Origin of the sequence: Nonomuraea guangzhouensis, from assembly GCF_019396345.1 — a bacterium.
Taxonomy (GTDB): domain Bacteria; phylum Actinomycetota; class Actinomycetes; order Streptosporangiales; family Streptosporangiaceae; genus Nonomuraea; species Nonomuraea guangzhouensis.
Genome location: NZ_JAHKRM010000053.1, coordinates 41,325 through 56,351 on the forward strand (window position 1 = coordinate 41,325; position 15,027 = coordinate 56,351).

General features: G+C 69.9%; 12 protein-coding genes. 7 read left to right on the forward strand and 5 right to left on the reverse strand.

Annotation, left to right across the window (positions count from 1 at the left end):
• Positions 1–3: 3 nt before the first annotated feature.
• Genes KME78_RS59060 through KME78_RS59070 form a run of 3 tightly spaced genes read right to left on the reverse strand, consistent with a single transcriptional unit; the run spans position 4 to position 4,444 of the window.
• On the reverse strand, positions 4–918 hold the full coding sequence (locus KME78_RS59060) for a hydroxymethylglutaryl-CoA lyase (protein WP_219539050.1): 915 nt from the start codon (positions 916–918) through the stop codon (positions 4–6).
• Positions 915–2,867, reverse strand: a complete 1,953-nt coding sequence (locus KME78_RS59065; RefSeq protein WP_219539052.1) for an acetyl/propionyl/methylcrotonyl-CoA carboxylase subunit alpha — start codon at positions 2,865–2,867, stop codon at positions 915–917. The genes KME78_RS59060 and KME78_RS59065 overlap by 4 nt, the downstream gene beginning before the upstream one ends.
• An 8-nt stretch (positions 2,868–2,875) precedes the next feature.
• The gene (locus KME78_RS59070) at positions 2,876–4,444 is read right to left on the reverse strand and encodes a carboxyl transferase domain-containing protein (RefSeq protein WP_219539053.1); all 1,569 of its coding nucleotides are present in this window, start codon (positions 4,442–4,444) and stop codon (positions 2,876–2,878) included.
• A 64-nt stretch (positions 4,445–4,508) separates the two neighbouring features.
• Here KME78_RS59070 and KME78_RS59075 point away from each other — a divergent pair, with 64 nt between their 5' ends.
• The 5 genes from KME78_RS59075 to KME78_RS59095 all read left to right on the forward strand — a co-directional run bounded on the left by KME78_RS59075 (position 4,509) and on the right by KME78_RS59095 (position 8,243).
• Positions 4,509–5,093: an SACE_7040 family transcriptional regulator gene (locus KME78_RS59075; protein WP_219539055.1), complete on the forward strand. Its 585-nt coding sequence runs from the start codon at positions 4,509–4,511 to the stop codon at positions 5,091–5,093.
• A 204-nt stretch (positions 5,094–5,297) separates the two neighbouring features.
• Positions 5,298–5,819 carry a PadR family transcriptional regulator gene (locus KME78_RS59080; RefSeq protein ID WP_219539057.1) on the forward strand — a complete coding sequence of 174 codons (522 nt, stop codon included), beginning with the start codon at positions 5,298–5,300 and terminating at the stop codon, positions 5,817–5,819.
• Positions 5,820–5,821: 2 nt separating this feature from the next.
• Positions 5,822–6,802 carry an ATP-binding cassette domain-containing protein gene (locus KME78_RS59085; RefSeq protein WP_219539059.1) on the forward strand — a complete coding sequence of 327 codons (981 nt, stop codon included), beginning with the start codon at positions 5,822–5,824 and terminating at the stop codon, positions 6,800–6,802.
• Between the two features lie 2 nt (positions 6,803–6,804).
• Positions 6,805–7,659 carry an ABC transporter permease gene (locus KME78_RS59090; protein ID WP_219539061.1) on the forward strand — a complete coding sequence of 285 codons (855 nt, stop codon included), beginning with the start codon at positions 6,805–6,807 and terminating at the stop codon, positions 7,657–7,659.
• A 95-nt stretch (positions 7,660–7,754) separates the two neighbouring features.
• Complete coding sequence (locus KME78_RS59095; RefSeq protein ID WP_219539064.1) at positions 7,755–8,243, forward strand: hypothetical protein; 489 nt, start codon at positions 7,755–7,757, stop codon at positions 8,241–8,243.
• Positions 8,244–8,302: 59 nt separating this feature from the next.
• Here KME78_RS59095 and KME78_RS59100 read toward each other — a convergent pair whose 3' ends face one another.
• Entirely contained in the window at positions 8,303–9,655 is a 1,353-nt protein-coding gene (locus KME78_RS59100) for a hypothetical protein (protein WP_219539065.1), read from the reverse strand.
• Positions 9,656–9,850: 195 nt separating this feature from the next.
• Here KME78_RS59100 and KME78_RS59105 point away from each other — a divergent pair, with 195 nt between their 5' ends.
• Positions 9,851–12,070: a thiamine pyrophosphate-dependent enzyme gene (locus tag KME78_RS59105; protein WP_219539066.1), complete on the forward strand. Its 2,220-nt coding sequence runs from the start codon at positions 9,851–9,853 to the stop codon at positions 12,068–12,070.
• 257 nt (positions 12,071–12,327) lie between these two features.
• Here KME78_RS59105 and KME78_RS59110 read toward each other — a convergent pair whose 3' ends face one another.
• Positions 12,328–13,989, reverse strand: coding sequence for an LLM class flavin-dependent oxidoreductase (locus KME78_RS59110; RefSeq protein WP_219539067.1), 1,662 nt, complete (start codon positions 13,987–13,989; stop codon positions 12,328–12,330).
• 111 nt (positions 13,990–14,100) lie between these two features.
• On the opposite strand from KME78_RS59110, the gene KME78_RS59115 reads away from it, so the two are divergent.
• Complete coding sequence (locus KME78_RS59115) at positions 14,101–14,904, forward strand: GNAT family N-acetyltransferase (protein ID WP_219539068.1); 804 nt, start codon at positions 14,101–14,103, stop codon at positions 14,902–14,904.
• Positions 14,905–15,027: the final 123 nt, after the last annotated feature.

The following is a 15,027-nucleotide window of genomic DNA, read 5'->3' on the forward strand; positions in this document are numbered from 1 at the left end:
GGGTCAGCCTTTCGCGAGAGCCTGGACGACGCGGGACGGGCTGGGACGGCCGAGCCGTTCGGCCAGCCAGGTGCTCGTGGCCACGAGCTTGTCGAGGTCTAGGCCGGTGTCGATGCCGAGTCCGTGCAGCATCCACACGAGGTCCTCGGTGGCGAGGTTGCCGGTGGCGGACTCGGCGTAGGGGCAGCCGCCGATGCCGCCGGTCGAGGCGTCGACGACGTGCACGCCCGAGCGGAGCGCGGCCAGCGTGTTGGCCAGGGCCTGGCCGTAGGTGTCGTGGAAGTGCACGGCCAGCCGGTCGGGATCGCGGAACGACTCGATCAGCGCGGTGACGTGCCCGGGGGTGCCGACGCCGATCGTGTCGCCGAGCGACAGCTCGTGGCAGCCCAGGCCGAGCAGCCGCTCGCCGACCGCGACGACCTGCGCGATCGGCGTCGGGCCCTCCCACGGGTCGCCGAAGCACATCGACACGTACGCGCGTACCTTGACGCCGTTGTCGAGCGCCCTGGCCACGACCGGCTCGAACATCTCGAACTGGCTCTCCAGGCCGCGGTTCAGGTTCTTGGCGGCGAACGTCTCGGTGGCGCTGGCGAAGATGGCGATCTCCTCGACGTCGTGCGCCAGCGCCCGGTCCAGGCCGCGCTCGTTCGGGACGAGCACCGGGTAACGGACGCCCGGCCGCCGGTCGAGCCTGGTGAGCAGGTCCTGCGCGTCGGCGAGCTGCGGCACCCACGTGGGGTGGACGAAGCTGGTGGCCTCGATCACCCGGTGGCCGGCGTCGGCGAGCCGGTCGATGAACTCGGCCTTGACCTCGACCGGGACGATCGCGGACTCGTTCTGCAGGCCGTCGCGCGGGCCCACCTCGTAGACGGTGACCTGGCGCGGAAGACCCTCCATCGGGTACGGCGTGCGCATCATGACTCCCCTGACGTGACGACGGCCAGGACGGCGTCCATGTCGACCGGCTGGCCCGCCTGTACGGGCAGCTCGGTGACCTGTCCGTCGCAGGGGGCGGTGACGGTGTGTTCCATCTTCATGGCCTCCACGATGAGGAGCGGCTGGCCCGCGCTCACCTGGTCGCCCTGCTGGACCTTGACGACCAGGACGGTGCCGGGCATGGGGCTTCTGACCACGCCGTCGCCCGCGTGCGCGGCGCCGGGGCGGTCGCCGGGGTCGCCGATGCGGTGGCGGGTGAGGGCCCAGGACTGGCCGTCTCTGCCCAGCCAGAGGGTGTCGTCGTGGCGGGCGTGGGTGTAGTGGGAGGTACGGCCGTCGAGGGTGACGGTCAGCTCGGCGTCGTTGACCAGGATCCTGGCCGGGACGACCACACCGCCGCCTGGTTCATTTATCCGGATTTCTGCGGATATTTCCGGCAGGCCGCGTACCTGGATCGTGTGGACGCCGTCCCGGGACTCCAGCCGCCAGGACGTCCACGCGCGCTCGCCGACCCGCCAGCCGTCCGCGACCTCCCACGGATCCGAACCCACCGGCGCGACATGGAAGGCCAGCGCGGCGGCGGCCAGCACCTCGTCCGGCGGCCCGGCGTCGGGGACCAACGTGGGCAGGACCCGCTCGACCAGCCCCGTGTCGAGCTCGCCCGCCCGCACGGCCGGGTGCGCCGCGAGCGCCCGCAGGAACGGCACGTTCGTGATCACGCCCAGCACGGCGGTCTCGGCCAGCGCCTTGTCGAGCCGGCCGAAGGCCGCCTCCCGCGTGGGGGCCCAGGCGATGACCTTGGCCAGCATCGGGTCGAACTCACTGCCCACGACACCGCCCTCGACCAGCCCGGAGTCGACCCGGACGCGGTCGGGCTCGGCCAGGCGCAGCACCCGGCCGCCCGTGGGCAGGAAGCCGCGCGACGGGTCCTCGGCGTAGACGCGGGCCTCGACGGCGTGGCCGCGGAGCCGTACCTCGTCCTGGGCGATGGGCAGCGGTTCGCCCGCCGCCACCCGGAGCTGGAGCTCCACCAGGTCGAGGTCGGTCACCAGCTCGGTGACCGGGTGCTCCACCTGGAGGCGGGTGTTCATCTCCATGAAGTGGTACGCGCCGGTGGTGCCGTCGACGATGAACTCGACCGTGCCCGCGCTCACGTAACCCACCGCGCGGGCGGCCTCCACCGCCGCGGCGCCCATCCGCTCGCGCATCGCCGCGTCGACGAAGGGCGACGGGGCCTCTTCGATGATCTTCTGGTGGCGGCGTTGCAGGCTGCACTCGCGCTCGCCCAGGTGGACGACGTTGCCGTGGGTGTCGGCCAGGACCTGGATCTCGATGTGGCGGGGGTTCTCGACGTAGCGCTCGATCAGCAGGGTCTCGTCACCGAACGCGGCGCGGGCCGTACGGCGGGCCGACTCCAGCGCGTCGGGCAGTTCGGCGGCCGAACGGACCAGCACCATGCCCTTGCCACCGCCGCCCGCCGACGGCTTGATCAGGGCGGGGAAGTCCGTCCAGGACAGCAGCGAGTCGCCGGGCTCGGCGCCGCCCGGCACCACCGGAACCCCGGCGGCCGAGACGGTGGCCTTGGCGCGGATCTTGTCGCCCATGGCGTCGATGGCCTCGGGCGGCGGGCCGATGAAGACCAGCCCGGCCGCGGCGCAGCGGCGGGCGAACTCGGCGTTCTCCGCGAGGAACCCGTATCCGGGATGGACGGCCTGCGCGCCGGACGCTTCGGCCGCCGCCACGATCGCCTCTATATCCAGATATTTCGGGACCTGGAGGGCCATGTCTGCCTCGCGGACATGGCGGGCATCCGCGTCCGAGGCGGTGTGAACGGCCACCGACGTGATGCCGAGCGCACGCAGCGTACGGATGACGCGGACCGCGATCTCACCCCGGTTGGCGATGAGCACGCGATTGGGCAGTGGGGCCATGGACACAGTCACATCCGGAAGACGCCGTAGCCGACGGGGTCGAGCGGGGCGTTGGCCGCCGCGGAGAGTGCCAGGCCGAGGACCGTGCGGGTGTCGAGCGGGTCGATCACACCGTCGTCCCACAGCCGGGCCGTGGAGTAGTAGGGATTGCCCTGGTGCTCGTACTGGGCCCTGATGGCGTCCGCGTCGGCGTTGCCGACGGTGGTGAGCACGTTCGCGGCCTGCTCGCCGCCCATGACCGAGATGCGGGCGTTCGGCCACATCCACAGGAACCTGGGCGAGTACGCCCGCCCGGCCATGGCGTAGTTGCCCGCGCCGAACGAGCCGCCGATCACCACCGTGAACTTCGGCACCCTGGCACAGGAGACCGCGGTGACCATCTTGGCGCCGTGCTTGGCGATGCCGCCCGCCTCATAGGCCTTGCCGACCATGAAGCCGCTGATGTTCTGCAGGAACACCAGCGGGATGCGCCTGCGGTCGCACAGCTCGATGAAGTGCGCGCCCTTCAGCGCGGACTCGCTGAACAGGATGCCGTTGTTCGCGATGATCCCGACCGGGTGCCCGTGCAGGTGGGCGAAGCCGGTGACCAGCGTCGAGCCGTACTCGGCCTTGAACTCCAGGAACCGCGAGCCGTCGACGAGCCGGGCGATGACCTCCCGCACCTCGTACGGCCGGCGGGTGTCGGCGGGCACGATGCCGTAGAGGTCGCGCGGGTCGTGCCGGGGCTCCGCGGGCTCGGCCCGGTCCCAGGGCCGCTCGGCTCTCGGGGCCAGCGTGGAGACGATGTCGCGGACGATGGCCAGCGCGTGCGCGTCGTCCTCGGCCAGGTGGTCGGTGACGCCGCTGACCCGGGCGTGCAGGTCGCCGCCGCCCAGCTCCTCGGCCGTGACCTCCTCGCCGGTGGCCGCCTTCACCAGCGGCGGGCCGCCGAGGAAGATGGTGCCCTGGTCGCGCACGATGACGGCCTCGTCGCTCATGGCCGGGACGTACGCGCCGCCCGCCGTACAGGAGCCGAGCACCGCGGCGATCTGCGGGATGCCGCGCGCGGACATCGTGGCCTGGTTGTAGAAGATGCGGCCGAAGTGCTCCCGGTCGGGGAAGACCTCGTCCTGTTTGGGGAGGAACGCGCCGCCGGAGTCGACCAGGTACACGCACGGCAGGTGGTTGTGCAGCGCCACCTCCTGCGCGCGCAGGTGCTTCTTGACGGTGATCGGGTAGTACGTGCCGCCCTTCACGGTGGCGTCGTTGGCCACGACCACGCACTCGCGCCCGGCGATCCGGCCGACGCCGGTGATGATCCCGGCGGCCGGCGCCTGGTCGTCGTAGAGGCCGTTGGCGGCCAGCGGCGACAGCTCCAGGAAGCGGGAGCCGGGGTCGAGCAGGCCGTCGACGCGGTCGCGCGGCAGCAGCTTGCCGCGTTCGACGTGACGCTGCCGCGACCGCTCGGGGCCGCCCGCGGCGGCCACGGCGAGCCGCTCCAGCAGGTCGGCGGCGAGCCGCTCGTTGAGCGCGGCGTTCTGCTTGAACGCCTCGCTGCCGGGGTCCGCGGCCGAGTTCAGCACCGGCCAGTCGCTCATGTGCCCCCTTCCGTCATGAGGCAGATGTTAGTCATCATTAACGTAACCGTCTACCATGTGAGACGTGACGACGACGCGGAGCCGTGGCAGCCGGCGCCTGGAGATCCTCGGCGCGGCCGCGAACCTGTTCGCCGCGCGCGGCTTCCACGGCGTCTCGATCGAGGACATCGGCGGCGCGGTCGGCGTCTCGGGCCCGGCGCTCTACCGCCACTTCAGCGGCAAGGAGGCGCTGCTCGCCGAGATGCTGCTGGGCATCAGCTCGCGGCTGCGCGAGTCGGCCGCAGCGGCGGTCACCTCGCCCGGCGGGCCGGAGGAGACGCTCAACGCGCTGCTGAACGTGCAGATCACCTTCGCGCTCGAACAGCCCGCGCTGATCACCGTGCACGACCGGGAGCTGGGCAACGTGCCCGAGCGCGAGCGGCGGCAGATCAGGCGGTTGCAGCGGCTGTACGTCGAGGAATGGGTGACCGTGCTGGCCGAGCTGCACCCGTCGTGCCCGCCTCCGCGGCTCCGGGCCGCCACGCACGCCGTCTTCGGGCTGCTCAACTCCACCCCGCACAGCGCCGGCGAACTGCCCGCGCAGGCCATGCGCCCCCTCCTGCACGCGATGGCCAGGGCCGCCATCACGGCCTCAGTTAACGCTCACTAACAGAGCGCCATGTCCGCAAAACATGGGCTTTTCACGCCAACTATCTAGATATATCGTCACGATATCTCGATAGTTGGAGGCATCATGCGTGATCCCAATCTGTGGGATGACATCCTGCAAGCGGCTACAGAACCCCCACATCCCCACTTACCGCCGGGACCACCGTTCCCGCCCGGCGCACCCCCACCCCCGATGGGCCCGGGCATGCCGCCCTTCCCGGGTGGCCCGCCGCCAATGGGCGGCCTGCCCGGCGTGCCGCCGATGGGCTGGGAGGGCGACGCTCCGCGCGTACGACGCGGCGACGTCAGGGCCGCGCTGCTGAGCCTGCTCAGCGAGGGGCCGAAGAACGGCTACCAGATGATCCAGGACATAGAGGAGCGCAGCCGCGGCGTGTGGCGGCCCAGCCCCGGCTCGGTCTATCCGTCACTCCAGCAACTGGAGGACGAGAGCCTGGTCGCCAGCGACGAGAGCGGCGGCTCCCGCATCTACCGCCTGACCGAGCAGGGCCGCGAGCAGGCCGAACGGCACCTCGACGGCGAGCCGCCCTGGGACGAGGTGGCGCGCTCGGTGCCCGAGGACCGGCACGAGCTGCGGCTGCTGTGGGCCCAGCTCAACGAGGCGTTCAGCCACCTGGCGCGGACGGCCAACGACCAGCAGGTCACCCAGGCCAAGAAGCTGCTCAGGCAGACACGTAAGTCCGTTTTCCAGATCCTCGCGGAGGACTGACGATGACAGCGGCGGCGGTGGCCGTACACGGCCTGAAGAAGACCTACGGCAAGGTCGAGGCCGTCAAGAACGTCGACTTGGAGGTGGCACCTGGCGAGGTGTTCGGCTTCCTCGGCCCGAACGGCGCCGGGAAGACCACCACGATCAGCATGCTCTGCACGCTCGTCAACCCGACCGGCGGCAGCGCCACGGTCGCCGGGCACGACGTGGTGCGGGAGCGCGACGAGGTACGCAGGAACATCGGGCTGGTCTTCCAGGACCCGACGCTCGACGGCTACCTGAGCGCCGAGCAGAACCTGCGCTTCCACGCCGAGCTGTACGGCGTGCCGAAGAGCATCGTCGGCGACCGGATCAAGCAGGTCATGGAGATGGTCGCGCTCTGGGACCGCAAGGACGCCAAGGTCATGACGTTCTCCGGCGGCATGAAGCGGCGGCTGGAGATCGCCCGGGGGCTCCTGCACTCGCCCCGGGTGCTGTTCCTGGACGAGCCCACGGTCGGCCTCGACCCGCAGACCCGCTCGGCCATCTGGGGCTACATCAACCAGCTCCGGCACCTGGAGGACATCACCATCTTCATGACCACCCACTACATGGACGAGGCCGAGTACTGCGACCGGATCGCGATCATCGACCACGGCGAGATCGTCGTCATCGACTCGCCGGAGGCGCTGAAGGCCAGCATCGGCAAGGACCGGGTGCAGATCCAGACGGGTGACGACGACGCCGCGATCAAGGCGCTCCGCGAGAAGTTCGACCTGGACGCGGCCGTGCGCGAGGGCGCGGTGACGTTCGCCGTCGCCTCGGGCGAGGAGTTCGTGCCCCGGCTGTTCGCCGAGCTCGGCATGCCGATCAGGTCGGTGAGCGTCTCACGGCCCTCCCTCGACGACGTGTTCATGAACTACACCGGTTCCACGATCCGCGACGCCGAGGAAGGCGCCGAGTCAGGCGGCAGGGCGTGGATGAGAGCGATGGCGAGGCGATAGTCATGGCGACAGAGGCGATCAGCGTCCGGGTGCCGGTGCACAGCGCCGGGCACGATCTCCGGGCGATCAAGGTGGTCCTGCACCGGGAGCTGCTGCGGTTCGTCAACGACCGCACCCGCATGCTGTCGATGCTGCTGCAGCCGGTGCTGTGGCTGTTCGTGATGGGCACCGGGCTGGGCTCGCTGGTGCGCGGCACCATCCCGGGCATCGACTACCGCACCTTCATGTATCCCGGCATGATCTCGATGACCGTGATCATGACCGGCATGTTCTCGGCCGGGTCCATCGTGTGGGACCGCGAGTTCGGCTTCCTGCGCGAGATGCTCGTCGCCCCGGTCTCACGTGGGGCGATCGTGGTCGGCAAGTGCCTGGGCGGGGCCCTCGTGGCCACCGGGCAGGGCGTCGTCATCCTGGCGATGGCCGGGTTGGTCGGCGTACCGTACTCGCCGGCTCTGATCGTCACGCTGCTGGCGGAGATGTTCCTCGCGGCGTTCACGATCACGGCGTTCGGGGTGATGCTGGCGGCGCGGATGCGCAACATGCAGACCTTCTTCGGGCTGATGCAGATGGCGATCATGCCAATGATGTTCCTGTCGGGGGCGATGTTCCCGCTGGCGAACCTGCCGTCGTGGCTGCACCTGCTGACGGTGATCAACCCGATGACGTACGCGGTGGACCCGATGCGGGAGGCGGTCTTCTCCCACCTCGACGTTCCGGCGCAGGTGAACGCGGTGCTCAACCCGGGGGTTCGGTGGTTCGACTTCCAGGTGCCGGTGGGGGTGGAGCTGGGGGTGGTGGCTCTTCTGGGGGCGGTGCTGCTGGGGGTGGGGATCGCGCAGTTCAGGCGGGCGGAGTAGGTCGCACAGGTTTTCGTATCCGGCTGCGACGGGCTCGTTACGGAGGGTAGCTTTCCCGATGCAAGCGCAATCCCCCCTTCAAAGGAGCGTCAGCGTTGGACTTGCACGCGGCAGTGATGGAGCTCACGGACCGGGTCTCCGTGCTCGAGGAACGTACAGTTAGCGGTGTGCCTGACATGACGATCGCCGAACGGTTCGATGTCCACCATGTGCGCGCTGACGCCATGGGGAAGAACATCCTCGACAAGATCGACAAGCGGACCAAAGAGCTCAACCAGAAGATCGATCTCCGGACAAAGCAGCTCGACGAGAAGATCTACACGCTCAACATCGACATGATGGATGGCTTCGACCGGGTCAATCAAGACATCGCAAAGGTCAGTCATCGCCTCGATCAGCAAGGCACCAGGATCGACAACCTCGAGTTGTCCATGGCCCGTCGGTTCGAGGCCCTCGACAAGGACATGGCCGAGCTCAAGGGCAGGTTCGACGGACTCGAAGGCAGGCTCGGCGGACTCGAGGGCGGGTTCGGTGAGCTCAAGAGCATGCTCATCAGCCTCGGAGCCAAAGCTCCCGAGTCCTAGCGGCAACACGTGAGGCCCGGAGCAGATCGCCCCGGGCCTCAGCTAGCGGTGCCGACGTGTTACCGCTTCACGCGGACATAGTCCCTACGGCTGCTGTCGCCATAGAAATCGTCATCCCCGCCGAACACGAACTTCCACGAGCCCGACTTCCACGCCTTGACCCTGGCGTACAGCTTGCCGCTGTCACCCGACGACGTGGTCTTCACGTACTGCCACTTGTGCGCGCCGACCGGCTTGAAGTACAGCGCGACCTTGCCCGCGTACCCCTCCCAGGATCCGCTGTCGTCGATCTGCAGCTTGCCCCTGAACTTCAGGTACTTACCGCGCTTGACCGGCTCCGGGTAGGCGTTGAACTTGATCACGCGGCTGGCCGACTTGTCCGCCGTCGGCGGCGGGGTGGGCTCGACGACCGTGACCCGCTCGGCGTCGCTGACCGAGCCCCTGACGCCGCTGGTGCCGGCGAACGCGGCCCGCCACCAGCCCGACGACTCAGCGGTCGCGCTGGCCCAGAAGCGGCCGTCGCGGTTCGTCTCGTCGCTGGTGACGTACTCCCACCGGCGCGACCCATCGGCCTTGAAGAAGATCGAGACCCGCTGGCCGGGCAGTGCCCGCCAGCCTTCGGCCTGCAGGGTGCCGGTGAAGTTCAGCCGGGAGCCCTTGTCGACGGGATCGGGTGCGGCGTCGAAGCCGGTGATCCTGCTGTCGCGATCGTGCCTGACCTGGACGTCGACCCTGTCGCTGTCGCTGACCGAGGCCCGGGCCTCCTTGTTCCCGGCGAACTCGGCTCGCCAGTAGCCGGTGGCCCTGGCCCGTACCTTGGTGGCGAACCAGCCGTCGCGGCCAGTGGTGACCGAGGTGACACCGCGGTAGGCGTCGGCGCCCTTCTCACGGAAAGTGATCGCCACGGACGCCCCGGCGTATCCCTTGCCGTCGGCCTGGAGCCGGCCAGAGACCCTGATCAGGTCGCCGCGGTCCACCTGGCCGGGGCTGGCGCCGAAGTCGACGATCTTGGTGACGAGGGCCTTCTGGATGTCGAAGGTGCCGCTGACGGACTTCTCGCCGTCACCGTGGGCGATGGCGAGGAAGCTCCACTTGCCGGCGTCCTTCGCCTCGAAGCTCTTCGTACCGGTCCACTTGGTCCGGAGGCCGAACGGCGCCGGCTTGAGCTCGACGGGCGTGCCGACGCTCAGGCCGGGCGGCTTGAGCTGGAGCTCGGCCGTCTTGGCGTCGCCGGTGGTGAACGTGAACGTCACCGTGACCGGCTTGTCGAAGACCACGACCGGGGAGCCCGGGCTGAGGTCCACATCGGAGATGGAGGGGGCCTTGGCCGCGGCCGACGCGGACGGCGCCAGGGCGAGAAGCCCGGCGGCCGTCGCGAGCGCGATGGCGGCGACACGGATGCGTTGTAACATGCGGGTTCCTTTCTGGATCCCTGCGTTCAACGCGGCATTGAGGGTGCCACGCATTCGCTCCCAGTAAACATTCAGGTTGGCCACAAAGTGGCTCAATCTGACAATCTGTTATGGATCAGGGTCAATCGGACCGGTCCACAACATGTCCCTCCCGACAGGCAGACGAACCCGGTATCGGGACGACATAATCGCCTTGTGGCGCGCGACACTGTTGAGACCCATTTCACCCAAGCGGTTACGACGCTGAGGACGGGCGCGGCCCGTGATCCCGGCCTGCCCGTACGCGAGGGCACGTCGCTGACCGGCGAGCAGTGCCGCACCCTCTTCCAGCGCCAGCTCGACAGCCGTCTGCTCGACATCGCGGCCCGCTGGCTGCGCGAGCAGAACGAGAGCTTCTACACGATCGGCTCGGCCGGCCACGAAGGCAACGCGGCGGTCGCCGCGGCGCTGCGGGCAGACGACCCCGCGCTGCTGCACTACCGCTCGGGCGCCTTCTACCTGACCAGGTCCGAGCAGGCCGGGCGGCTGCCCGAGCAGGGCATCCGCGACGTGCTCATGGGGCTGACCGCCTCGGCGGAGGAGCCGATCGCGGGCGGCCGGCACAAGGTGTTCGGCCATCCCGACCTGGCGATCATCCCGCAGACCTCGACGATCGCCAGCCACCTGCCACGCGCGGTGGGCGTCGCCTTCGCGATCGAGCGGGCCCGCGCGCTGGATGTCCCCTCGCCGTGGGCGCGTGACGCGATCACCGTGTGCAGTTTCGGCGACGCGTCCGTCAACCACGCTACGGCGCTGTCGGGGTTCAACACCGCCGCCTATGCCACGCATCAGGGGCAGGCGCTGCCGATCCTGTTCGTGTGCGAGGACAACGGCATCGGCATCAGCGTCCGCACGCCCAAGGGCTGGGTGGCGGCGAGCGCGCGGCGTCCCGGCATCGAATACTTCGCCGCCGACGGCTGTGACCTGGCCGACGCCCACGACGCGGCAACGCGGGCGGTCCAGCACGTACGGGCCAACCGCTCCCCCGCGTTCCTGCACCTGAGCACGGTCCGGCTCATGGGCCACGCCGGGTCCGACGTCGAGTCCGCGTACCGCACCCAGCGGGAGATCCGCGCCGACATGGAGCGCGACCCGCTCCTCACCACCGCCCGGCTGCTGGTCGAGGCGGGGCTGACGACGCCCGAGGAGCTGCTCACGCACTACGAGTCGTCCCGCGAGCACGTGCTGCGGATCGCCCTGGAGACCAGCCGCGGCCCGCGCCTCAGCTCGGCCAAGGAGATCATGGAGCCGCTCGCGCCGCGCCGCGCCGAGATGATCGCCAGGATCAGCCCGGTGGCGGCCGAGGCGTCGGTCAGAGAGCGGGCGTTCGCCGGCGCGCTGCCCGAGGCCGAGAAGCCGCTGACGCTCTCCCAGGCCATCAACCGCACGCTGACCGACGCGCTGGCCGTCCACCCGGAGATGATGGTCTTCGGCGAGGACGTCGCCAAGAAGGGCGGCGTCTACGGCGTCACCCGGGGGCTGCAGAAGCGGTTCGGCGCCGGGCGGGTGTTCGACACGCACCTGGACGAGTCGTCCATCCTGGGGCTCGCGCTCGGGTCGGGGGTGTCGAAGCTGCTGCCCGTGCCCGAGATCCAGTATCTGGCGTACCTGCACAACGCGCTCGACCAGCTCAGGGGCGAGGCGTCCACGCTGTCGTTCTTCTCGCGGGGCGCCTACCTCAACCCGATGGTGGTGCGGGTGGCCGGTTACGCCTACCAGAAGGGGTTCGGCGGCCACTTCCACAACGACAACGCGGTCGGCGCCCTGCGCGACATCCCCGGCCTGGTCATCGCCTCGCCGTCGCGTCCCGACGACGCTTCGGCCATGCTGCGCACCTGCCTCGCGGCCGCGCGCACGGAGGGGTCCGTGTGCGTGTTCCTGGAGCCGATCGCGCTCTATCACACGCGCGACCTGTTCGAGGAGGGCGACGGGGGCTGGCTGGCGCCGTACGCGCCGCCGTCGCGCTGGCCCGAGACGCACGTCCCGATCGGGCGGGCGCGATCCTATGGGGACGGGCGCGATCTCACGATCGTCACGTTCGGCAACGGGCTGCGGATGAGCCTGCGGGCCGCCGTCCGTCTCACGCAGGAGGGCTTCGGCTGCCGGGTGCTGGACCTGCGGTGGCTGGCGCCGCTGCCGGTGGAGGACCTGGTACGGGCGGCGGAGCTGACGGGCAAGGTGCTCATCGCCGACGAGACCCGGCACACGGGCGGGGTGTCCGAGGGGATCGTGGCCGAGCTGGTGGACGCGGGGTTCTCGGGGCAGGTGGCGCGGGTGACGTCGGCGGACAGCTTCATTCCGCTGGGGGACGCGGCCGGCCATGTGCTGATGTCCGAGGAAGAGATCGAGCAGGCGGCAAGGAAACTCCTAGGATAAGCACTTTTTCGATCTTGTACGGCCAGCCCGGTGGGCCCCACCCGCCGACCGGTGCTGGGGACTGTCCAGGGGCACGCTCCTCCGGTGGAGGTGGCCGGGCGCCGTGACGTGCGCATGATGGGCCGTGTTCTTCGGGATTGGGTTGGGCGGCGTGACAGGCGCCGGGTTCCGCCGTACCAGCTCCCGCCGACGCGGCGCTCGGATGGGCTCGCGGGCTTCTGAACGTCAACCCTGGGGCCCCGCTCACAGGTCCCCCGCTAGTACGGCGAAGGGCCGCCGAACATCTCCGCCACCCGGGAAGCCAGTGTCACGTCGCCCGTTATCTTCAGGCGGCCGGACACCAGCAGGGCGGCCGGGTTGGCGGTGCCCGCGAGGATGCGGAGGAGGTCCGCGGCCGGGAGGGTGAGCGAGAGGGACGGGGTGCGGGCGGGGCCGGGGAAGGCGCGGGCTCGGGGGCCTCGGATGGCGATGGTCCAGGTGGAGCGGGGTTGGAGGCGGAATTCGAGGGTGCCCTGGAAGCCGAACGCCTTGTCCGGTTGGAAGGAGCGGGCCATCAGGGTGAACAGGAGGCGTTGCCGGCCGGGGGTCAGCCAGCGGGTCAGGTCCTCGTCCGAGCGGGTCGCGACCAAGCGGGACAGGAGGTGCCGGCCCATGAGGCGGGCTCGTTTGCGGGTCGCGGCGAGGAGATCCGCCGGGGTTGGGGGCGGGCGGTGGGTGAGGCGGGACAGTTCCGCGTCCTCGTCGATCACGTACGGCTGGGACAGCCTCCTGGCCGGGGACCGTCTGGAGAGGGCGGCTTCAATGGCCGGGGCGAGTCGCGAGGATTTCTCACGCTCGCGCTCTTCGCGGCCTTCGGTGAATGCGGGAAGGACCTTTTTCCCGAACAATTCCAGGCTTTCGCAAATATGGTCGTGGCGATTCGGCCCGGCCTGGAGCACGAAGATCATTTGATCGACGCCGGCCGCCTCGTACCGGGTAATGAGGTCGATGAGTTGCTGCGGGCTACCCAACGCACCCGCGAGCGGATCCGTCCCTTGCGCCCCCATCTTAGGGCCATCTTTCGTGAAATTTCCCCAAATGCTGTTGTGGCCGGGAGTGTGTTTCGACGGACCGTAATAATGCGCCAAAGCATAGGCGAAGAACGCGGCCCCGAGAGCGCCCCGGCGCCGGGCCTCGGCGGGATCCTCGTGGCACATCATCGGCAGCACGATCGCCAGGTTGGCGTTGACCGCGAACCCCGCCGGCACACACTCCTCCGACTCCAGCAGCCGGTAGTAGTCCCGCGACCACTTCCCCGCGTCCTCCGGATGCACGAACGCGAACGACAGCGCCCCGATCCCGTTCCGCGCCGCCAGGTGGATCGTCTCCCGCCGCGAGCAGGCCACCCACAGCGGCGGGTGCGGTTTCTGGACGGTCTTCGGGATCACGTTGCGCGGCGGCATCCGCAGGTACGGCGAATGCCACCCGGCGAACGGCTCCTCGACGAACATCCGGGTGATCGCGTCGAGCGAGTCCTGCCACATGGCCCGCTTACGCTCCCGGTCCACGCCGAACCCACCCAGTTCGGCCGCCGAACTCGCCTCCCCGGTGCCGAAGTCGACCCGGCCACCTGAGACGAGGTCGAGCGTGGCGACCCGTTCGGCGACCCTGGCAGGGTGGTTGACCGGTGGCGGCACCTGCACGATGCCGTGGCCGAGCCGGATGTTCCTGGTGCGCTGCGAGGCGGCGGCGAGGAACACCTCAGGCGCCGCCGAGTGCGAGTACTCCTCCAGGAAGTGGTGCTCGACCTCCCACACGTAGTCGAACCCCACCCGGTCGGCGATCTCGACCTGCTCCAGCGCGTCGGCGTACAGGCGCTGCTCGCTGTCCGGCTCCCAGGGGCGGGGCAGCTGATGCTCGTAGAAGATTCCGAACCGCACCTCAAGCCTCCGGTCCACCTGGCCTTATCAATGACCGTCTCCCGAACTGGACGTAACGTCAACAGCGCCCCTAGCTTGTAGTGATCATCGTTCTGCGGAGAGGACACTTACGTGCTGGACGCCGCCGCACATGCCTATCTCAGGTCGGTGGCCGGGGCTCGGGCGCATCGGGCCGGGCCGTTCGTGATCCGGTTCGATGAGCATGACGACGCGCTGCCGTTCAACTACGCCGTACCCGACGACCACAGTGCCCCCACGGCGGATGAGGTCGCCGCGCTGGTCGCGGTGTTCCGTGAGCGGGCACGGACACCACGGTTGGAGTACCTGCCGCAGGCGGCGCCGAAGGTGGAGGACGCGCTGCTCGAAGCCGGGTTCACGGCGGAGGGCCGCTACCCGGTCCTGGTGTGCTCGCCGGGCGAGGCGGTGGACGCACCTGTCGACGCAGTCGTCCTGGACCTGCCCATCGGCGCAACCGTCCGGGTCGCGCCCGTCGACCCGGCCGTCCGGGTCGCGCTCGTGACCGATGACGCCGACCTCTGGCACGTCGCGCGGGTGATGAGCGAGACGTTCGAGGCGCCGGAGGCCAACGAGCACGACGTCGCGCGGCTTCGGCGGGTCCTGAACGGCGGCGGGCTCGTGGCCGCCGCCGTGGACACCACCACCGGGGACGTGGTCGGCGCCGGGCAGATCGGCAGCCCGCATCAGGGGGTCGCCGAGGTCGCGGGGATCGCGGTGCGTCCCTCACACCGGCGGCGGGGCATCGCGGGGGCGGTCACGGCGCTGCTGACCCGCGCGGGCATGGACGCCGGGATCACGACGCCGTTCCTCACCCCCGCCGACGACGGCGCCGCACGGGTCTACGCCCGCGTCGGCTACCGGAAGGTGGGCGAGGCCCTGCACATCTCGCTCCGCTAGTGGCCCGTCACGCAACCTTGGCCGGGTAACTGGTCCAGCTTCGGATAGGTGAAGTGGCGGCGAAGCTGGTCTTTGGTTGGGCACGGGCGTTGCGCCAGCGGACGTAGCCACCGATCGCCGTGT